The organism is Rhizobium sp. S96 (assembly GCF_030382195.1).
Taxonomy (GTDB): Bacteria; Pseudomonadota; Alphaproteobacteria; order Rhizobiales; family Rhizobiaceae; genus Rhizobium.
The window spans coordinates 226,140-244,233 of record NZ_JAUDRY010000015.1 but is presented as its reverse complement, the minus strand read 5'-3'; the positions used below and the strand labels follow the sequence as shown (position 1 = coordinate 244,233).

Below are 18,094 nucleotides of genomic sequence, written 5' to 3'. Positions count from 1 at the left end.
CTTGAAATGTTGAATCAGGAGATATCCGAAATGGACACGATCGACAAGACACTTTCGATGGACATCGATCTGGGCACGCTGCTTGGGTCGCTGGACGGTATCGAGGCGCTGCCTCTCGTCTTCCGATACGACGGCCGCAGCGTCAGGCCCGCATGTGACGGAGGTGAAGAGCGGGCGATTCGACACCCTTGACTGCCGCGCGAACACGGAGAGTTGGACAGAGATATGCATTCAGCTCTGGGACGTCGACGAGGAAGGCAGAACTCACATGCCTGCCGGGAAGTTCTGCGCGATAATCCGGAAGGTCTCCGAACGTGTAGGCCTACCAAGGACAGCCCGGCTGACCTTCGAGGTCAGCGACGGCATCCACCAATGCAGCTCTACTGCGCGTCGTTGCCATCGTGCCGATCGGGAGGCATCGATGTCGAACTTCTCCCGCGTTCGGCAAGCTGCAAGCCACGTGACCGCTGGTTGTCCGAGAGCACTGCGGAGGCGGCTGCTTACTACGCGCCGGCTGCTTCCAACAGCAGTTGTTGCAGGCAGTTCCAAGCAGGAGAAAACTGACGGGAGCGGCACGGATTCTGCCGCCCCTCACCACAAGGCCGGCTGCAACACGAATCGGAACCTCCTGCAACAGAAATGCAGTTGCAGCATTGTTGCAGGTAATTGCTGACAATGTTGCAGATTGGCCTAGACGCCTTTCTGACATGTCAACAAAAATTGCCAAACACTATCATAGGGTTGTGGCGGAAGAGGTGGGATTCGAACCCACGGTACGGTTTCCCGCACGCCGGTTTTCAAGACCGGTTCCTTAAACCACTCGGACACTCTTCCATCAGATTGATTTGATTGCCAATCGCCACGTCCCATCGTGTGACGATGGAACAATCGGCTTGCGACCAGATCAGACAATGAGGCTTTATAGCCGTTCGGATCGCAGCGTCAACCGCTTCCGCGCGGTTGTCCCTCTTGAACGCAATCTGCGGGCAAACGCCCCGAGACATCAATGGCTCGAGACGTGCCCGCAGAACAATTCGACCTAGCGGTTCAGTGCGCGATCGTTTTTCTGTTGGCCAGAAGCAGGATGTAGTCGTCCGCTGCGTCGGCAATCGCCATCGCGACTTCCGCAGGCGCCCATCCCTTTCGTTGCGCCTCCCGGATAATCTCGTGAAGCGCTGGCTCGACCTCCGCGCGGCAATCGAGAAGTCGTTGGTCATGCGTGGTATCACTGCGAACAGATTGGAGATTGATCATGACTGGCACCCCTCATTTTCAGGGTTCTACCATGACATAGATTGCAGGTTGAGCAAGCGATTGCTGAAGGAAAGATGAAATTTGGCTTGATGTGAGGTTTTTCGATTACATCACAACGAACGCGTTCGTCCGAGAACGGGATTGATTCGGCGCAGATTTCGAACTGAACAGGTCCCTTGACGCGTTTTCGCGCAGTGACGGGTGCCAACGTCAGGGAAGCTGGCGGATATCTAAGGAACGCCCGCGCAGATCAATTTTCGTTGATTTAATTAGCGTTCTTCCGGGTACTTTAATTAAGAGAATTTGCATATATGGACATAACGAAGCCATATCTTAGCCATGCACTACTCCTTCAACGCGACGGCAAGGAAATACGCGGCGGGAAAAGGTTTTCGCGATCCCGTGGCGGACCGGCGCCCCTCGCCTCCGGCCGAAAATATCGCTTTGGTTGTATTTCCTGCGACCTCGCCCGACCAGTCAGATCAATGGCGCTATACGATAGCGTGTGAATACCGAATGGCGTCGGTCCACGTAACACCAACGCATATTGGGTGGTCTTGCGCGCCGTAGCGGATCGCATATCCTTCTCCACGGAGGGGGCGGTCAATGCGTTTTACAATCGATTCCGCGGCTAGGGTCCGCGCGCGGCCAACCGTTTCAACTTCGTTCTGACTCGGCGTTCAATTCTTTGTTTTTCCAGAAAGGAACATGCGCATGGAAAGTGCAGGCGTTGGTTGGGTTGCAGCCATCATCATCGGCGGGATTGCCGGTTGGCTGGCGGAAAAATTCATGAACAGCAGCATGGGCGTGTTCATGAACATCATTCTGGGGATTGTCGGAGCGATCGTGGCGAACGCGATCCTTTCCGTTTTCGGCGTCGTTCTCGGCGGATGGATCGGTTATCTCATCGCCGGCTTTGTCGGCGCCTGCATCCTCATTGCGGTCGGGCGGGTCATCCGCCGCTGAGTTTCACGTATTTAAAAATGCCGGGCGCCTCGGCGTCCGGCCTTGTCTTTTTGGGATACTGGTACCGCTTTCTATCGACGGCTCATCAATCCGAACAGATAAGCGACACCGGCGGTTACGGCGAGCGCGAAAATCGGTTCCTCGCGCACCTTATCGCGCACCCGCTCCGTCATGACCGATGCTTCATCTGCGACAGCAGTCTTTGCGCCCTGCCCCAGCGCCACAACGCTTTCGGACAGGCGGGCAAGGTCTTCCCGCAGCGCCGCGACCTGCGCGGAAAGATCGTCAGCTGCCACCTCTACCTTAGCTCGCGTAGCGGCGGACTGGGCGGAGGCAGTTTTCATATCGGCCATTGTCTACTCCTCTTTTCTCGGGATGCTTGGTCAACGAAATAACCCCTGCAAAGGTTCCCGCGGCTGGTCTCTTTTGTTGCGTGTCAGACGGTCTGAACCGGCCCGGATATAACGCAGAGCTTTTGTCGCGATAACCCTTCATTTCCGTACGGGTTTGCTCTAAGGAACGTCAAATGCTTTGCCCGCGAACGGGCGATAGAATGCGAGGTTTGCGTTTCGATGTTCGATATTCTGCGAAGAGCCGCCCAGACTTGGGTTGCCAAGCTGCTCATGCTTCTCTTGGTCGCCTCCTTCGGCATATGGGGCGTTTCCCGCTCGCTGATCAGTGGTGGGAACAGTACCACTGTCGTGACCGTCGGCAACCAGCATGTCGACGTCAACGAATTCCGTCTCGCCTACCAGCGTCAGGTGGCAAACCTTAGCCAGCAATTCGGCATGCGCCTGACGCCCGAGCAGGCCCGCGCCTTTGGCGTCGAGCAGCAGGTTCTGGCGCAACTGGTGGCCGGCGCGTCGCTGGATCAGCTGGCCGACGACATGAACCTCGGACTGTCGCAGGATCGGCTGGCACAGCTAATCGGTGATGACCCGGCTTTCAAGGCTGTCAACGGTCAGTTCGACCGGTCGCTGTTCACGTCGCGCCTGCGCAATGCCGGCATCCGCGAAGACGACTATATCAAGGAACGCAGCAAGGTTGCTGTCCGCAGCCAGATCGTGGACGCCGTCTCCAACGGCTTCACCGCTCCGAAGACGCTTGTCGACGCTCTGAAGCAGTACCGCCAGGAAAGCCGTGGCATCGACTATCTTCTGCTGACAAATGCGAATATCGAGCCGATCAAGGCTCCGGCGGACGACGTGCTCGCAAAGTGGTTTGAAGGGGCAAAGCCTCGCTTCCGCGCCCCGGAATATCGCAAGTTCGCCTATCTGAAGCTGCAGCCGGAAGACATCGCCGATGTCGGCTCCGTCACCGACGACCAGATTCGCGAAGACTTCGACAAACGCAAGGATAGCTATCGCACGCCGGAGCTCCGTACCGTCGAACAGCTTACCTTCCAGAACAAGGACTTGGCCAACGCAGCGGCTACGGCTTTGAAGACCGGCACCACGTTCGATCAGCTGATCGCCGATCAGGGCAAGACCGCAAGCGACGTGTTCCTCGGCGAGTTCTCGAAGGACAAGGTTCCGGATCAGACTGTTGCTGACGCCGCGTTCGCGGTGACCAAGAACGGCGGTACCACGCCTGTTGTCGAAGGTTCCTTTGGTCCTGTCATCCTGCGCATCAGCAACATCAAGCCGGAATCCACGAAGAGCCTGGACGAGGTCAAGGAAGAGATCCGCAAGCAGCTTGCGGTCACCAACGCCTCGCAGGAACTCATCAACATTCATGACCAGATCGAGGATCTCCGTAGCTCCGGCTCCACGCTCGAACAGATCGCCACGCAGCTGAAACTGAAGGCTGTCGTGATCGACGCCGTGGATTCGACGGGCCTCGACAAGAGCGGCAACGAGGTCAAGGACATTCCGGCCAAGCAGCAGGTTCTTGCTGCCGCCTTCAAGGCCGAGGCTGGTGCCGATGTACCCTCACTGTCGATCGGCACGGATGGCTATCTGTGGCTCGACGTCCGTGAGGTGACGCCCGAGCGCGACCGTCCGCTTGCCGAAGTTCGCGACAAGGCCGTCGCCGACTGGACCGCGGAACAGCAGAAGGCGGAACTTGCCAAGAAGGCCGACGAGTTGAAGCAGCAGGCACAGAAGGGCACGTCTCTGGCCGATCTCGCCGCTCCCCTCGGCATCACAGTCGAAAGCAAGAGCGGCATTACTCGCGGCATGGACGATGCGGTGCTCGGCAATGCCGGTGTCACGGCTGCATTTGCGGGCCCGATCGATACCGTCGCCAACGCGGTCGGTGCCGACCCGACGACGCAGATCCTGCTGAAGGTCACGGAAGTCAATCCGGAAGCGACTGGTGACGTGCTCAACAACCAGGATCAGCAAATCACCTCAATGGCCAACGCCGCCGGCGACGACATTCTCGATCAGATGGTCAACCTGCTGCAGACGCAGTATGGCGCATCGATCAACCAGCAGCTGGCAGAACAAGCAACCGTCCGCTAGGGAGAGCGAACAGCATGACCGATCTGAAGCCGCTTCTGGCCAAGGCTGCGAGCCGCGAACCGCTGACACGCGAGGAAGCGCGCCAGGCGTTCGACATCCTGATGTCCGGTCAGGCGACACCTTCGCAGATCGGCGGCTTTCTGATGGCCCTGCGTGTGCGTGGTGAGACCGTCGACGAGATCGTCGGTGCGGTCAGCACGATGCGATCGAAGATGCTGACCGTGGAGGCGCCTGCCGATGCGATCGACATCGTCGGCACCGGCGGCGACGCCAGCGGTACCTATAATATCTCGACGCTGGCGGCGCTGATCGTCGCCGGCGCGGGTGTTCCGGTTGCCAAGCACGGCAATCGGGCGCTGAGCTCCAAATCCGGCGCGGCCGACAGCCTCGCCGCACTCGGCGTCAAGCTGGACATTCCGCCGGAAGTAATCTCGCGCTGCATTCATGAAGCCGGCGTCGGCTTCATGTTCGCCCAGCAGCACCACTCCGCGATGCGCCACGTCGGGCCGTCGCGCGTCGAGCTCGGCACGCGGACCATCTTCAACCTTCTCGGTCCGCTCTCCAATCCGGCCGGCGTGCGCCGTCAGCTGCTCGGCGTCTATGCGCCGCAATGGGTGGTCCCGATCGCCGAAGTCATGCGTGATCTCGGTTCGGAAAGCGTCTGGGTCGTCCACGGCAGCGGTCTCGACGAGATCACCACGACCGGCAGCACCAATGTCGCGGCACTTGAGGGCGGCAAGATCCGTACCTTCGAGCTGTCTCCGGCTGATTTCGGCCTGCAGCCGGTCAAGCTGGAAGCGATCAAGGGCGGTGACGGCGTTGTGAATGCGGCGGCACTTCGTGAGGTTCTCAGCGGCGCCAAGAATGCCTATCGTGATATCGCGCTGGCCAATGCAGCTGCATCCCTCGTGATCGCGGGCAAGGCGGAGGTCCTGCGCGACGGTATGCGGCTCGCTACCGAATCGCTGGATAGCGGCGCGACCGCGGCAGCCCTCGACAAACTCATCGCCGTGTCGAACGATATCGACTAGGATCGTGATATGACGGATATTCTCAAGAAGATCGAACTCTACAAGCTGGAGGAGATCGCCGCCGCGAAGGCGAAGGTTTCGCTCGCGGACCTCAAGGCGATGCAAGCCGGGCAATCCGCTCCCCGCGGCTTCCACAAGGCACTCGTGGAAAAGCGTGACGCCGGCAATTTCGGCCTGATCGCCGAAATCAAGAAGGCCAGCCCTTCCAAGGGATTGATCCGCCCCGATTTCGATCCGCCGGCGCTCGCCAAGGCGTATGAGCTCGGCGGTGCGGCCTGCCTGTCGGTGTTGACCGACACTCCGAGCTTTCAAGGCGCGCCCGAATTCCTGACCGCCGCGCGGGCCGCCTGCGACCTTCCTGCACTCCGCAAGGACTTCATGTTCGATACCTACCAGGTGCAGGAAGCCCGTGCATGGGGCGCCGATTGCATCCTGCTGATCATGGCCTCGCTCTCCGACAGCGATGCCGAACGCCTGCAGGACGAAGCGTTTGGCCTCGGCATGGACGTTCTGGTCGAAGTTCACGATGCGGAAGAGATGGAACGCGCCCTGAATCTCTCCTCCCCGCTGGTCGGCATCAACAACCGTAATCTGCGGACTTTCGAAGTCAGCCTGACGGTAAGCGAAGAGCTTGCCGGCATGGCGCCTGCCGATCGACTGCTCGTCGGCGAAAGCGGCATTTTCACCAATGCCGATTGCAAGCGGCTGCACACTGTCGGCATCAACACCTTCCTCGTGGGTGAAAGCCTGATGCGCAAGGACGATGTGACGGCCGCGACCCGCGCCCTGCTCTTCGACAACGCCACGATGGCGGCCGAGTAACATGAGCGGCGGTCGAGCCGAACTCACGCATATCGATGCCTCGGGAGAGGCACGCATGGTCGATGTCGGCGACAAGGTCGAGACGGTTCGCGTCGCAACCGCCGAGGGCTGCGTGAAGATGGCGCCGGAAACGCTTGCGCTGATCCGCCAGGGTAACGCCAAGAAAGGCGACGTCATCGGCACGGCTCGCCTTGCGGGCATCATGGCGGCCAAGCAGACCAGCAGCCTTATTCCTCTCTGCCATCCCCTCATGTTGACCAAGGTTTCGGTCGACATCACCGAGGACGACAATCTGCCGGGGTTGCGCGTGACAGCAACCGCTAAGCTGACCGGGCGAACCGGCGTCGAAATGGAAGCGCTGACGGCTGTTTCCGTCGCCTGCCTGACGATCTACGACATGGCCAAGGCCGCGGACCGCACGATGGAAATCGGCGGCATCCGGCTGCTTGAGAAATCGGGCGGCAAGTCCGGTGATTTCCTGCATCCGGAGCATTCGAAATGAGCCTGATCCCAGTCGCGGAGGCGCAGGAACGGCTGCTGTCGCGGGCTCGACCGATCCAACTGTCGGAGTCTGTTGCGCTTGCCGCAGGCGATGGGCGCGTGCTTGCGGAGGATTTGGCCGCGAGACTGACGCAACCGCCCTTCGATGCCTCGGCGATGGATGGGTACGCCTTGCGGCATGCGGATGCAGCGGAACCCGGCGCTGCACTGGCACTCATCGGAACATCGTCAGCCGGCCACGGCTTCGATGGCACGATCGGCGAAGGCGAGACGGTTCGCATCTTCACCGGCGCTCCGGTTCCAGCAGGTGTCGACAGCGTGCTGTTGCAGGAGGATGCCGAGAAGGTCAATGGCGGCATACGGACGAACTATCCGGTGCGCGAAGGCCAGCATATCCGACCACGCGGACAGGACTTCGTGGAAGGAGAGACCGTTCTCCCGGCCGGCACCGTGCTCGATTTTTCCAGGCTGACAGTAGCGGCCGGCATGAACCACGCGACGTTGCCGGTATTGCGCAGGCCGCTGGTCGCCCTTCTTGCCACCGGTGACGAATTGCTGCCTCCGGGAAGCACGCTTGCGGACGCGCAGATTATCGCTTCAAGCACCTTCGGCATCGCGGCTCTGGCCCGCAAGGCAGGTGCAGAGGTCCTAGATCTCGGCATTGTACCTGATGACACGATAGCGATCACCGAAGCCGTCTCGCGGGCAAGAAACGCAAAAGCGGATGTCATCGTCACGCTTGGCGGCGCATCTGTCGGTGATCATGACCTGGTACAGGCGACGCTGCTTGCGGCGGGCATGAAGCTTGATTTCTGGCGTATTGCCATGCGGCCGGGCAAACCGCTGATGGTCGGCAGCCTCGGAGAGACCCATGTCCTCGGTCTGCCGGGCAATCCCGTCTCCAGCCTCGTGTGCGGGCTGCTGTTCCTCGAGCCTCTGATCCGCAAGCTGGCAAGCCTGCCGCCAGTTAAACGCGAGGCAACTGCGGAGAGCGCGGTAGTATTGCGCGCCAACGACCAGCGCCAGGACTATGTTCGGGCGCGGCTGATACGATCCCCGTCCTGCTCGCTGCTCGTTGAGCCCTTCAGCAAGCAGGATTCTTCGATGATGAAGATCTTTGCCTATGCCGATTGCCTGATCGTGCGCCCGCCGCATGCGGCTGAACTTCCGGCTGGCGGTCCCTGCCCTGTCATACTCTTGCGTCCAGACCTTATCGGCTGACCTCGCCAGGTCGTGGTATGGTCTTGTCATCGGATTTCAGCATAACGACCGGAAGAGGGCGATGACCACCACGCAACAGCCAGTACGCGATACACAGTCGATGGTATCAGGCATGAGGCCGAAGCTCGTCGAGGGAGAGTTCATATTCTGCACCACGCGAGACGAACGCCTGGCGGAACGCATTGGCGATTTTGCCCTGGCGCGGTTTCGCGAAGATGAAGGCATCTCGTTCATCATAGAGAGGAACCAAGCCGCCGAGATGGGGTTCGACTGCAGCCTCCCGATGCGCCGGATCATCCTCGAGGTCTTTTCCTCGCTGGAAGGCATTGGATTGACAGCGGCGGTTGCCACGGCCCTCACCGCCCATCAAATCCCCTGCAACATGGTGGCCGCCTATCACCACGACCACGTCTTCGTGCCCGCGGACATGGCCGGCACGGCGATCGATATTCTGCGGGAATTGCAGCAATCCGCCACCTCGGCAGGGTTCGGCCGCTAAACCCGCTGGTCGATGGCGAACACGCCGCTAACTTTTGCGGTGTCCTGTGTGCTATCGCCGAAGTCCGGCACTGCATATTCCGCGATCAGACGCAGTTGGTTCCTAGGCAACGGCGCGCGACGCGGATCGCCGATAAGCACATCAATCCCCGATGACGTGCACCGGGCAAGGAAGGGCAATGCACGATCCGCCAACTGGCGATCATAGAACACATCGCCCGCGAGAATTATATCGACGTCCGGCGGTTCTCCGGAGAGCATATCTGTCTGTATCGCTTCGATGGGAAATCCGTTTGCCTCGGCATTGAGGCCGATTGCGGCGATGGCATTCGCGTCGATGTCAACGGCCTTGACGGCAACGGCACCGCACCTAGCGGCTGCGATTGCGACAATTCCGGAGCCCGCCCCAAGATCGAGGACGCGGCGTCCCCGGACTAGTGCCGGATTTGCAAGGATATGATGCGCAAGCACGGCACCGCCCGCCCAGCAATAGGCCCAATAGGGCGCTGGATCGTCATCACGTCTCGCAAGCCGCGAGAGGCCGCTGCCGGGATGAGCCATGTAGAGCCATATGCCAGGCAAGCCTGGCACAGGCAGGAGGCGCAGGTTCGCCTGAATGAAAGCCCGAGCATCCTCGGCGAATGGCTTCATTCGCTCAATAGTTCTTCATCGCAAGATGCGGAATCCCGGCGTCCAGAAACTCGTCGCCGTAGGCAACAAAGCCGAGGCGCTCGTACAGCCCCACCTTGTCGCTCTGGGCCGTCAGGTAAAACCGATTGCTGCGGGCCGCGCGATGTTCGGTCATCGCATAGTCCATCATTCGACTGGCTATGCCCTGCCCCCGCCAAGCCATCGCAACGGCCACGCGCCCGATCTTGACGTGCTCCTGCGTATGGAGCACGCGGAGTGTGCCGCACACCTCGCCCGCTGCCAATGCAACGACGTGATGTGCGGTCAGGTCGTAAGTATCGAACTCCTCGTCCGGCGGAACCTTCTGCTCGGCGATAAAGACCTCGCGCCGAAGCTTGAAGCCTTCGTTGCAGAGGGTGCTGAAGAGCGGAACCGTCAGGATCACTACGTCATTCATCGCATCCTCCTTTGCGCCGGTGAGACGTTACAGACGTCAGCCCTTCTTCTTCGTGAATTTCGGCTTCGGACCATTGGACGGCTTGCCCTCGAATTTAGGCTTACCTTCGAATTTGGGCTTGCCTTCAAACTTTGGCTTGCCGGACTTCTTCGCCCACGGCTTGCTGTCGCGCCGATCGTCGCTGGGTCCCTGTGCAGGAGCAGTGTCGCTGCGCGGGCCCTTCTTGAAACCATCCTTCGGACGCTCGTCGCGACGGTCATCGAAAGTCTTCTTGCCGGCATAGGGCTTCGGCGCGGAAGGCCGGCTGTGGAAGTCCGGCGTGCCGTTCAGCTGAGTGACACGAATGCCGCGCTCGAGAGCCTTGTTGGGTCCGATCGCCTGCAGGAAGGCATCGGCGCTGTCAGCGGCGATCTCCACGAAGGTCTCGTCCTGCTGCATCTTGATTGCGCCGATCTCGCGCTTGGTCACGTTGCCGTTGCGGCAAAGCATCGGGATCAGCCAGCGCGGCTCAGCGTTCTGCTTGCGGCCGACGGAAACAGAGAACCAGATGCTGGCGCCGAAATCGTCGCGCGGGCCTTTCTGGCTGGGCTCGCGTGGCCCATCGGCGTTGTCACGGCGCTTGCGGCCACGGTCGTCCTGCACAGCCACCTCGATGAGGTCCTCCGGTGCGGACTGATTGGAACGGTACAGATTGACGAAGGCGTTGGCGAGCTTCTCGGCCCCATGCGTGTCCAGCAGACGCTTGACGAGATCCTGCTCTTCTTCGCGCGGTGCTTCGGCGAAAATCGGGTCGGCCAGCAGACGCTCTTCATCGCGGCCGATCACCTCTTCTGCCGACGGCGGGCGACCCCAGGCCGCAGCGATGCCGGCGTTGTCGAGCAGCCGCTCGGCCTTGCGACGAGCGTTCAGCGGTACGATAAGGGCGCTTACACCCTTGCGCCCCGCACGACCGGTGCGGCCACTGCGGTGAAGCAGCGTTTCCGGATTGGTCGGAAGGTCGGCATGGATCACAAGATCGAGGCCGGGAAGGTCGATGCCGCGTGCGGCAACGTCGGTCGCAATGCAGACACGGGCACGGCCATCGCGCATCGCCTGCAGCGCGTGGCTGCGCTCGTTCTGCGTCAACTCGCCCGACAGCGCCACAACGTTGAAATTGCGGTTATGAAAGCGCGCCGTAAGGTGATTGACCGCCGCACGCGTCGAGCAGAACACGATCGCATTGCTTGCTTCATAGAAACGCAGGGCATTGATGATCGCGTTCTCACGATCGCTGGGATGAACGACCAATGCGCGATATTCGATGTCGACGTGCTGCTTCTCTTCAGTGGTCGTGGCGATGCGAACGGCGTTCTTCTGGTAGCTCTTCGCGAGCTTGGCGATCGCAGCCGGGACGGTTGCCGAAAACATCAGTGTGCGCCGATCGTCCGGCGAGGCTTCCAGAATGAACTCCAGATCCTCGCGGAAGCCGAGGTCGAGCATTTCGTCGGCCTCGTCAAGCACGACGGCCTTGAGCGACGACATGTCGAGCGCTCTGCGGCGGATGTGGTCGCAAAGGCGGCCAGGCGTGCCCACGACGATGTGCGCTCCACGCTCGAGCGCGCGGCGCTCGCTGCGGATATCCATGCCCCCGACGCAGCTGACGATCACGGCGCCGGTAATTTCGTAGAGCCATTCCAGCTCACGCTTGACCTGCAGCGCCAATTCGCGTGTCGGCGCAATCACCAGTGCCAGCGGCTGTGCCGCCGGTTCAAAGCGATCTTCGCCGTCCAGAAGCGTCGGCGCCAGCGCAAGGCCGAAGGCAACGGTCTTGCCGGAACCGGTCTGGGCGGAAACCAGGGCGTCCGACTCGGCCAAGGCCGGATCGAGCATGGAATTTTGGACCGGGGTCAGCTCGGTATAACCGCGCTTCACCAACGCCTTGGCGATCGCCGGAACGACGCCGTTGAAATCTGTCATCTTGTCTGTCTTTCGGAATTTTCACGCGCATATTGCGCAGTGGCCGGAACCAGCCGGCTGAAAAGTTGCGCCGTTCCTACTTCGTCGGCGGACAAATGTCAAAGCGGATGTCCCTTCCATAGCCAAACATCGACGCTTTCGCTGCGGCCGCGGATCGGCACCTGCGCTGGACCTTCAAGTTGACCGGAGCGCAATGGGGCGCTGTCGGCGCCTGCCGCGTCCATCAGCGTTGCACTCAGCGCCAGCTCCGCACCGCGCGCGGCCGCCACTTCCATAAGGCGGCTGGCGACGTTGACCGTATCACCGGTGGCGGTAATCTGTCGGCGGTTGCCGGTGCCAAGACGCGACGCCACCACCGGCCCGTAGTGCGCACCGACCTTGAAACCGATATTGCGACCATCCAGTATCGGATGTGTCGCAAGCCAGGGACGCATCCGCGCACACAATTGCACGGCGCAGGACGCCGCCCGCGCTGCATCATCGCTGGCCGGCTGCGGCAAGCCGAACAGAATCATGGCGCCATCGCCCATGAAGCTCGTTATGGCGCCGCCGTGTGCGCGCGCCTCCTCATCGACGATCTCGAAGAATCCGCTCAGCACGTCGCGCACATGCGTGACGCCAATGGCCTCGCTCAGACCCGTGAAGCCGGACAGGTCGATGAAGACCACGGCAGCATCCTGGCGAACGGGATGCGCGAGGAAGCCCGGGTCGCGCGCGAGCCATTCCCCGAGCCCGGGCGCCTCTATCCGCTGCAACAGGTCGCTTTGGGCCGCAAAGTGCGACGCTTGGCGCCTGTCGATCCAAAGCTCCCCGGCGCCGAACAGCAAAATCGGCGGTAGAGCCGCTGCGATCGGCAACGCTGCGCTGAACCAATAGCCTTCCGCGAAGGCGAGCATGTTGAGCGCGCCCCAAGCAAGCACGAGGGCGATGATCGTCGCATAGCCGACGGCGCTGCGGCGCCAGGCGAGGAGACCGAGCAGCAGGATCGGCAGAACGACACAGATGATGGCATCAAAGCGACGAATATTGCTATCGCGGATGATGCTGTCGCCTGCGATCAGATGCGTTGTTGCCGTCGACATCACCTCCACGCCTGGCAGAACCGGATCGAAGGGTGTCGGGAAGACATCACCACCGCCGGCGACTGTCGAGCCAATGACGACCACCCTGCCCTCGACCGCCTTTGCTTTCAGTTTTCCGTCAAGGGCGTCCATCGCGCTGTAGGTCGGAATGGTGCCCTTGGGCCCGTAGAAGGTGAGCGGCAACCGTTGGCCCGTATCGGTCGGCAGGTGCCGATCGCCAAGCGCGAGGCCGCCAGGCACGAAGACGGGATTGATCCCGAGCGCAAGCGACGCGACCCTGAGCGGGAACGATTGATCGACGCGATCCGGCCCGCGCGAAATCAGCGGGACGTAGCGCGGTATTCCGGTCTGATCGGTCGCAAGATTGACGATGCCGACGGCCGCGACGTCAGAGAAGCGGGTAAGTGGCAACAGCAGCTGGTTGGCGACAGGTACCGCAGACAGCGGATCATTGGCGTCGCTTGTCACCGATTGGGTACTTTCCGGAAAGACGCCTGCTCCCGCGATAACCGCCGGTGTCTCCTGTAGCGCCAGTGCAAGCGCGGCGTCATCAGCGTCAGTACCGTGATCGACGAGCAGCAAGTCAAGTGCCACAACCTTCGGCTTAAGCGAGGTGATGGCGTCAACCACGCGCGCCAATGTGGCCCTGTTCAGCGGATAGCCGTGTGCCGCGGCCGTGCGATCATCGATTGCGACGATGCTGACGATCGGAGGCGGTGTCCGGGCGCCGATCGCAATGCTCCTGATATCGGTGAGCAAAGCCTCCATGCGGTCGAGAAAGCCCGCGTTTCCACTGAGGTGCAACGACGCAAGCAGGCTGCTCCAAAGCAGTGAGAAGACAATGGTGACGGTGACCAGAAGCCGTTTGGCATTCATTGGGAGTTACTGGCCAAGGCGCGCGAGCAAGGCCGCCGATCGTGCCGGCGGCCAGCGGCGGACAGTCAGCGGGCCGCTGCCGGAGGAGACGTCTACGCCCTCGCCGACCGAGAGCACGACGGAGGCGCGCGACGCGGGTCGAGCGACCGCGACACGCCCGCGTACGACCAAAACAGACGTCGTGCCATTCTTGACGTCAACCGCCCATCGCGTTCCGCGGACGGCGGCAATGGCCTGCGGCGTCATGACCTCGAAACCGTTCGGGCGCTTCTGGCGATCGACATCGACCAGAACCGCCTTGCTGCGGAGTGATAGCGCATCTACGCGGCCATCGCGGTCACGGTCGACCAAGTTGAAACGCGCGCCAAGCTCCGCAGTGACGACGACGCCATCCGGGCAGCGGATGATCTGTCGGGGCGGGCCGGCAATGCGTTGCACGGTGCAGCCGCCCTGCTGTGCCAAAGCAATGTCGGGTGCGGCGACGTAGATGGCGCCAAGACTAGCCAAAGCCAGCAGGATATTCAAGAATACGCGCATATCCGTCTCCCCTACCATGTGCACCCATACGCTCATCTGCATGACACTATCTGCCAGAGATGAGCTGATGAAAATCGATATTTTGGCATGCTGGCGTAACCGCTCTGATGAATGCTTCGCTCTCTATGCGCGTGGCGATCGCCCTTGCCGCAAAGCCCTCGCCTCCACCGAGGGTAGCAACAAACGCAAATTGCAACATTGATTAATATTTAGCGAAAACTTTACACACCACCCTTAGATTTCGCCCGGCGTGCAATCGGGTGCGCCGGAACGATTATCGGGGGCTTCATCTATGGTCGGGATTCTATCAGGCATCGGTTCGTCTGCCGTACTGGAAGCGCTCAACAAGTCGCAGGCCATCATTGAATTCGACCTCACCGGCAAGATCCTGACTGCGAACGAGAACTTCTGCAAAGCCGTTGGCTACCAGTTGAGCGAGATCATCGGGAAACATCACCGGATCTTTGTTGATCCCGCCGAGGCAGCCACGAAGGCCTATGCCGATTTCTGGACGAATCTCGGCGCCGGCCAGTTCGGCCAAGGCCAGTACAAGCGCATCGCCAAGGGCGGACGGGAAATCTGGATTGAAGCCAGCTACAACCCGATCTTCCGTGGTAAGAAACCTGTCAAGGTCGTGAAATTTGCGACGGACATCACGGCCGCCAAGAAGCAAAGCGCCGAAGATCGCGGAAAGTTGGATGCCCTGTCACGCGCGCAGGCGATCATCGAATTCACGCCGACAGGTGAAATCATCACAGCCAACGAGAACTTCCTGGCGACGCTCGGCTACTCCCTGAACGAGATCGTCGGCAAGCACCATTCGATGTTCTGCGAAAGCGATTATGCGAGCACACCTGACTATCGGAAATTCTGGCGTGATCTTGGTGCCGGCACGTTCGCCAGCGACCAATTCAAACGCGTGGCCAAGGGCGGTCGGGCCGTCTACATCCAGGCGTCCTACAATCCCATTCTCGACGACGCCGGTCGCGTGTTCAAGGTCGTCAAGTTCGCCACTGACGTGACCGACCGCATGAAGGTCGTCAACGACCTCGGTGCCGGCCTCGCGCGCCTGTCCGAGTGCAATATCCGCCAGACAATCGACGAGCCTTTCGCCGGCGAGTTCGAGGTCCTTCGCCGGGACTTCAACACGTCGATCGGGGCGTTCCAGGAAACACTGGCCAAGGTGCTGGGTCAGACCAATGTGCTGAACGGCAACAGCCAGGAGATGCGCCACGCGGCCGAGCAACTCTCAGAGCGGACCAAGGAACAGGCGACCTCACTGGAAGAGACCTCAGCGGCTCTCGAAGTGGTGACGGCAACAGTAAAATCGTCGACGCAGAACACACAGGAAACCCGCAAGCTGGTGCAGAGTGCCATGGCATCCGCATCGGCTTCGGCCAACGTCGTGCGCGAAACGATCACCGCCATGCAGCGCATTGCTTCCGCGTCCAAGGAGATCGGGCAGATCATCGGCGTCATCGACGAGATCGCGTTCCAGACCAACCTGCTGGCGCTCAACGCCGGCGTGGAGGCAGCCCGCGCCGGTGAAGCCGGCAAGGGCTTCGCGGTCGTTGCGCAGGAGGTGCGCGAGCTTGCGCAGCGTTCAGCCAAGGCTGCCAAGGAAATCAAGGGCCTGATCCAGAACTCCGGCAAGGAAGTTGACGAAGGCGTTCGCCTCGTCGATGCGACAGGCTCGGCGCTGAACGAGATCGAAACCTTCGTCGCGTCGATCGATGCGAATACCAGCGCCCTCGCCACTGCTGCGGCGGAGCAGTCCACTGGCCTCTCAGAGATCAACAATGCCGTTTCGCAGATCGATCGCATGACCCGGCAGAACGCCGAAATGGTGAAGCGAACGACCGGCATCAGCGCCGAACTGGCGGCCGGCGCGGCAACCCTTGCCGAACTCGTCAACCACTTCAAGCTGAACAGACGCGCCGCCATCCGCGAGCCAAACGCGCCCGCCGCACGGCGTCCGCAGCAGGCCGCATAAGGAGAAGAAATCAGTACACAAAGCAAAGCCGCCTGCACCAATGATGCAGGCGGCTTTTTCGATTCAGCCAGTGTTTCGTTCACAAAAGCGGTCGCCCGCCCTGTTAGACCAGACGGCTTTGCTCGGTCGCGGCTTCGATGAAGCTTGCGAAAAGCGGATGCGGATCGAGCGGACGGCTCTTCAGTTCCGGATGGTACTGGACGCCAATGAACCACGGATGATCCGGATACTCGACCGTTTCGGGCAGAACGCCATCCGGCGACATGCCGGAGAAGACCAGGCCGCAATTTTCCAGGCGATCCTTGTAGTCGACGTTGACTTCATAGCGATGGCGATGGCGTTCCGAAATATCGGTCGAGCCGTAGATATCGGCGATCTTGGTGCCCTTCTTCAAGGCTGCCTTGTAGGCACCGAGACGCATCGTGCCGCCGAGGTCGCCTGCAGCGTTGCGCTTCTGCAGCTCGTTGCCCTTGACCCACTCGGTCATGAGGCCGACGACCGGCTCCTTGGTCGGGCCGAACTCCGTCGAGGACGCATGCTCGACGCCAGCCAGATTGCGGGCTGCTTCGATCACCGCCATCTGCATGCCGAAGCAGATGCCGAAATAGGGAACCTTACGCTCGCGGGCGAAGCGTGCCGCATGGATCTTGCCTTCGGAACCGCGCTCGCCGAAACCGCCAGGAACCAGGATCCCGTGTACCTTTTCAAGGTACGGCGCCGGGTCTTCCTTTTCGAAGACTTCCGATTCGATCCACTCGAGGTTGACCTTGACGCGGTTGGCAATGCCACCGTGGTGCAGCGCTTCGATCAGCGACTTGTAGGCATCCTTGAGGCCTGTGTACTTGCCGACGATCGCGATCGTCACTTCGCCTTCCGGCGTGCGGATGCGATTGCAGACCTCTTCCCAGGAATCAAGGCGCGGCTTCGGAGCCGGCTCGATGCCGAAGGCGGCCAGAACTTCGTTGTCGAGGCCTTCCTTGTGGTAGGCGATCGGCACGTCGTAGATGTTGCCTACGTCGAGCGCCTGAATGACAGCCGATGGACGGACGTTGCAGAACAGCGACAGCTTGCGGCGTTCCGCTTCCGGAATTTCGCGATCGGCGCGCACCAGCAGGATATCGGGATGGATGCCGAGCGCCTGCAGTTCCTTGACGGAATGCTGCGTCGGCTTGGTCTTCAATTCCCCGGCCGCCGGAATGTAGGGCATCAGCGTCAGGTGGACGTAGATCGCGGTGCCACGCGGCAGGTCGTTGCCGAGCTGACGGATCGCTTCCATGAACGGCATCGCCTCGATATCGCCGACCGTGCCGCCGATTTCGCAGATGACGAAGTCATAGTCGTCATTGCCTTCGGTGACGAAGTCCTTGATCTCGTTGGTGACGTGCGGGATGACCTGCACCGTCGCGCCGAGGTAGTCCCCGCGGCGTTCCTTGTCGATGATGTTCTTGTAGATGCGGCCGGTCGTGATGTTGTCCGTCTTGGTCGCGGAACGCCCCGTGAAGCGTTCGTAGTGACCGAGATCGAGATCGGTTTCGGCACCGTCGTCGGTGACGAAAACTTCGCCGTGCTGGGTCGGGCTCATAGTGCCCGGATCCACGTTCAAATAGGGGTCAAGTTTGCGTAGCCGCACCCGATAACCACGGGCCTGCAGCAACGCTCCGAGAGCCGCGGCCGCAATTCCTTTACCGAGAGAGGAAACCACGCCGCCAGTGATGAATACGTATCGCGCCATGGGAGTCACCGGATACCTTTTCAAAAACGATTCCACCAGCCCAAAAATTCATTTCCTGAATTTTTGGTGCCAG

The 18,094-nt window shown here is 60.9% G+C and carries 16 protein-coding genes, 1 tRNA gene and 1 pseudogene; 9 read left to right on the top strand and 9 right to left on the bottom strand.

What is annotated here, in order from left to right; translation table 11 throughout:
- Positions 1-30 precede the first annotated feature (30 nt).
- Positions 31-564, top strand: a pseudogene (locus QTL94_RS18800) (DUF6428 family protein).
- Positions 565-744: 180 nt separating this feature from the next.
- On the opposite strand, the gene QTL94_RS18795 reads toward QTL94_RS18800, so the two are convergent.
- A tRNA-Ser gene (locus tag QTL94_RS18795) sits at positions 745-834 on the bottom strand.
- A 213-nt stretch (positions 835-1,047) separates the two neighbouring features.
- Positions 1,048-1,254, bottom strand: a complete 207-nt coding sequence (locus QTL94_RS18790) for a hypothetical protein (protein ID WP_065691286.1) — start codon at positions 1,252-1,254, stop codon at positions 1,048-1,050.
- Between the two features lie 714 nt (positions 1,255-1,968).
- Between QTL94_RS18790 and QTL94_RS18785 the strand changes: the two genes are divergently transcribed.
- Complete coding sequence (locus QTL94_RS18785; protein ID WP_065691287.1) at positions 1,969-2,220, top strand: GlsB/YeaQ/YmgE family stress response membrane protein; 252 nt, start codon at positions 1,969-1,971, stop codon at positions 2,218-2,220.
- A 71-nt stretch (positions 2,221-2,291) separates the two neighbouring features.
- On the opposite strand, the gene QTL94_RS18780 is transcribed toward QTL94_RS18785, so the two are convergent.
- Positions 2,292-2,573, bottom strand: coding sequence for a hypothetical protein (locus QTL94_RS18780; protein WP_065691288.1), 282 nt, complete (start codon positions 2,571-2,573; stop codon positions 2,292-2,294).
- Positions 2,574-2,792: 219 nt separating this feature from the next.
- Between QTL94_RS18780 and QTL94_RS18775 the strand changes: the two genes are divergently transcribed.
- The 6 genes from QTL94_RS18775 to QTL94_RS18750 all read left to right on the top strand — a co-directional run bounded on the left by QTL94_RS18775 (position 2,793) and on the right by QTL94_RS18750 (position 8,759).
- Positions 2,793-4,685 carry a peptidylprolyl isomerase gene (locus QTL94_RS18775; protein ID WP_289802832.1) on the top strand — a complete coding sequence of 631 codons (1,893 nt, stop codon included), beginning with the start codon at positions 2,793-2,795 and terminating at the stop codon, positions 4,683-4,685.
- 14 nt (positions 4,686-4,699) lie between these two features.
- Positions 4,700-5,716 (top strand): anthranilate phosphoribosyltransferase, encoded by a 1,017-nt coding sequence (gene trpD / locus QTL94_RS18770; protein ID WP_289802831.1) that lies wholly within the window; start codon positions 4,700-4,702, stop codon positions 5,714-5,716.
- Positions 5,717-5,725: 9 nt separating this feature from the next.
- Positions 5,726-6,538, top strand: a complete 813-nt coding sequence (trpC, locus tag QTL94_RS18765; protein ID WP_289802830.1) for an indole-3-glycerol phosphate synthase TrpC — start codon at positions 5,726-5,728, stop codon at positions 6,536-6,538.
- A 1-nt stretch (position 6,539) separates the two neighbouring features.
- Complete coding sequence (gene moaC / locus QTL94_RS18760) at positions 6,540-7,040, top strand: cyclic pyranopterin monophosphate synthase MoaC (RefSeq protein WP_289802829.1); 501 nt, start codon at positions 6,540-6,542, stop codon at positions 7,038-7,040.
- Positions 7,037-8,260, top strand: coding sequence for a molybdopterin molybdotransferase MoeA (locus QTL94_RS18755; RefSeq protein WP_289802828.1), 1,224 nt, complete (start codon positions 7,037-7,039; stop codon positions 8,258-8,260). Before moaC ends, QTL94_RS18755 begins: the two co-directional genes overlap by 4 nt.
- 61 nt (positions 8,261-8,321) lie before the next feature.
- Complete coding sequence (locus QTL94_RS18750) at positions 8,322-8,759, top strand: ACT domain-containing protein (protein ID WP_289802827.1); 438 nt, start codon at positions 8,322-8,324, stop codon at positions 8,757-8,759.
- On the opposite strand, the gene QTL94_RS18745 is transcribed toward QTL94_RS18750, so the two are convergent.
- The 5 genes from QTL94_RS18745 to QTL94_RS18725 all read right to left on the bottom strand — a co-directional run bounded on the left by QTL94_RS18745 (position 8,756) and on the right by QTL94_RS18725 (position 14,296).
- On the bottom strand, positions 8,756-9,409 hold the full coding sequence (locus QTL94_RS18745) for a class I SAM-dependent methyltransferase (protein ID WP_289802826.1): 654 nt from the start codon (positions 9,407-9,409) through the stop codon (positions 8,756-8,758). The genes QTL94_RS18750 and QTL94_RS18745 overlap by 4 nt on opposite strands.
- Positions 9,410-9,413: 4 nt before the next feature.
- Positions 9,414-9,845, bottom strand: a complete 432-nt coding sequence (locus QTL94_RS18740; protein ID WP_289802825.1) for a GNAT family N-acetyltransferase — start codon at positions 9,843-9,845, stop codon at positions 9,414-9,416.
- 36 nt (positions 9,846-9,881) lie between these two features.
- Positions 9,882-11,801 carry a DEAD/DEAH box helicase gene (locus QTL94_RS18735; protein ID WP_289802824.1) on the bottom strand — a complete coding sequence of 640 codons (1,920 nt, stop codon included), beginning with the start codon at positions 11,799-11,801 and terminating at the stop codon, positions 9,882-9,884.
- 98 nt (positions 11,802-11,899) lie between these two features.
- The gene (locus QTL94_RS18730) at positions 11,900-13,759 is read right to left on the bottom strand and encodes a CHASE2 domain-containing protein (RefSeq protein WP_289802823.1); all 1,860 of its coding nucleotides are present in this window, start codon (positions 13,757-13,759) and stop codon (positions 11,900-11,902) included.
- Between the two features lie 6 nt (positions 13,760-13,765).
- A complete protein-coding gene (locus QTL94_RS18725; protein WP_289802822.1) occupies positions 13,766-14,296 on the bottom strand; it encodes a FecR domain-containing protein in 531 nt (176 codons plus the stop codon).
- 292 nt (positions 14,297-14,588) lie between these two features.
- On the opposite strand from QTL94_RS18725, the gene QTL94_RS18720 reads away from it, so the two are divergent.
- On the top strand, positions 14,589-16,289 hold the full coding sequence (locus tag QTL94_RS18720; protein WP_289802821.1) for a methyl-accepting chemotaxis protein: 1,701 nt from the start codon (positions 14,589-14,591) through the stop codon (positions 16,287-16,289).
- A 103-nt stretch (positions 16,290-16,392) separates the two neighbouring features.
- Here the strand turns inward: QTL94_RS18720 and pyrG are convergent, their stop codons facing one another.
- Positions 16,393-18,021 carry a CTP synthase gene (pyrG, locus tag QTL94_RS18715; RefSeq protein ID WP_065691301.1) on the bottom strand — a complete coding sequence of 543 codons (1,629 nt, stop codon included), beginning with the start codon at positions 18,019-18,021 and terminating at the stop codon, positions 16,393-16,395.
- Positions 18,022-18,094 lie beyond the last annotated feature (73 nt).

Excerpts from the sequence above, each read along its gene's own strand:
- QTL94_RS18790 (WP_065691286.1), bottom strand. The coding sequence starts at position 1,254 with ATGATCAATCTCCAATCTGTTCGCAGTGATACCACGCATGACCAACGA.
- QTL94_RS18785 (WP_065691287.1), top strand. The coding sequence starts at position 1,969 with ATGGAAAGTGCAGGCGTTGGTTGGGTTGCAGCCATCATCATCGGCGGG.
- QTL94_RS18780 (WP_065691288.1), bottom strand. The coding sequence starts at position 2,573 with ATGGCCGATATGAAAACTGCCTCCGCCCAGTCCGCCGCTACGCGAGCT.
- QTL94_RS18775 (WP_289802832.1), top strand. The coding sequence starts at position 2,793 with ATGTTCGATATTCTGCGAAGAGCCGCCCAGACTTGGGTTGCCAAGCTG.
- trpD (WP_289802831.1), top strand. The coding sequence starts at position 4,700 with ATGACCGATCTGAAGCCGCTTCTGGCCAAGGCTGCGAGCCGCGAACCG.
- trpC (WP_289802830.1), top strand. The coding sequence starts at position 5,726 with ATGACGGATATTCTCAAGAAGATCGAACTCTACAAGCTGGAGGAGATC.
- moaC (WP_289802829.1), top strand. The coding sequence starts at position 6,540 with ATGAGCGGCGGTCGAGCCGAACTCACGCATATCGATGCCTCGGGAGAG.
- QTL94_RS18755 (WP_289802828.1), top strand. The coding sequence starts at position 7,037 with ATGAGCCTGATCCCAGTCGCGGAGGCGCAGGAACGGCTGCTGTCGCGG.
- QTL94_RS18750 (WP_289802827.1), top strand. The coding sequence starts at position 8,322 with ATGACCACCACGCAACAGCCAGTACGCGATACACAGTCGATGGTATCA.
- QTL94_RS18745 (WP_289802826.1), bottom strand. The coding sequence starts at position 9,409 with ATGAAGCCATTCGCCGAGGATGCTCGGGCTTTCATTCAGGCGAACCTG.
- QTL94_RS18740 (WP_289802825.1), bottom strand. The coding sequence starts at position 9,845 with ATGAATGACGTAGTGATCCTGACGGTTCCGCTCTTCAGCACCCTCTGC.
- QTL94_RS18735 (WP_289802824.1), bottom strand. The coding sequence starts at position 11,801 with ATGACAGATTTCAACGGCGTCGTTCCGGCGATCGCCAAGGCGTTGGTG.
- QTL94_RS18730 (WP_289802823.1), bottom strand. The coding sequence starts at position 13,759 with ATGAATGCCAAACGGCTTCTGGTCACCGTCACCATTGTCTTCTCACTG.
- QTL94_RS18725 (WP_289802822.1), bottom strand. The coding sequence starts at position 14,296 with ATGCGCGTATTCTTGAATATCCTGCTGGCTTTGGCTAGTCTTGGCGCC.
- QTL94_RS18720 (WP_289802821.1), top strand. The coding sequence starts at position 14,589 with ATGGTCGGGATTCTATCAGGCATCGGTTCGTCTGCCGTACTGGAAGCG.
- pyrG (WP_065691301.1), bottom strand. The coding sequence starts at position 18,021 with ATGGCGCGATACGTATTCATCACTGGCGGCGTGGTTTCCTCTCTCGGT.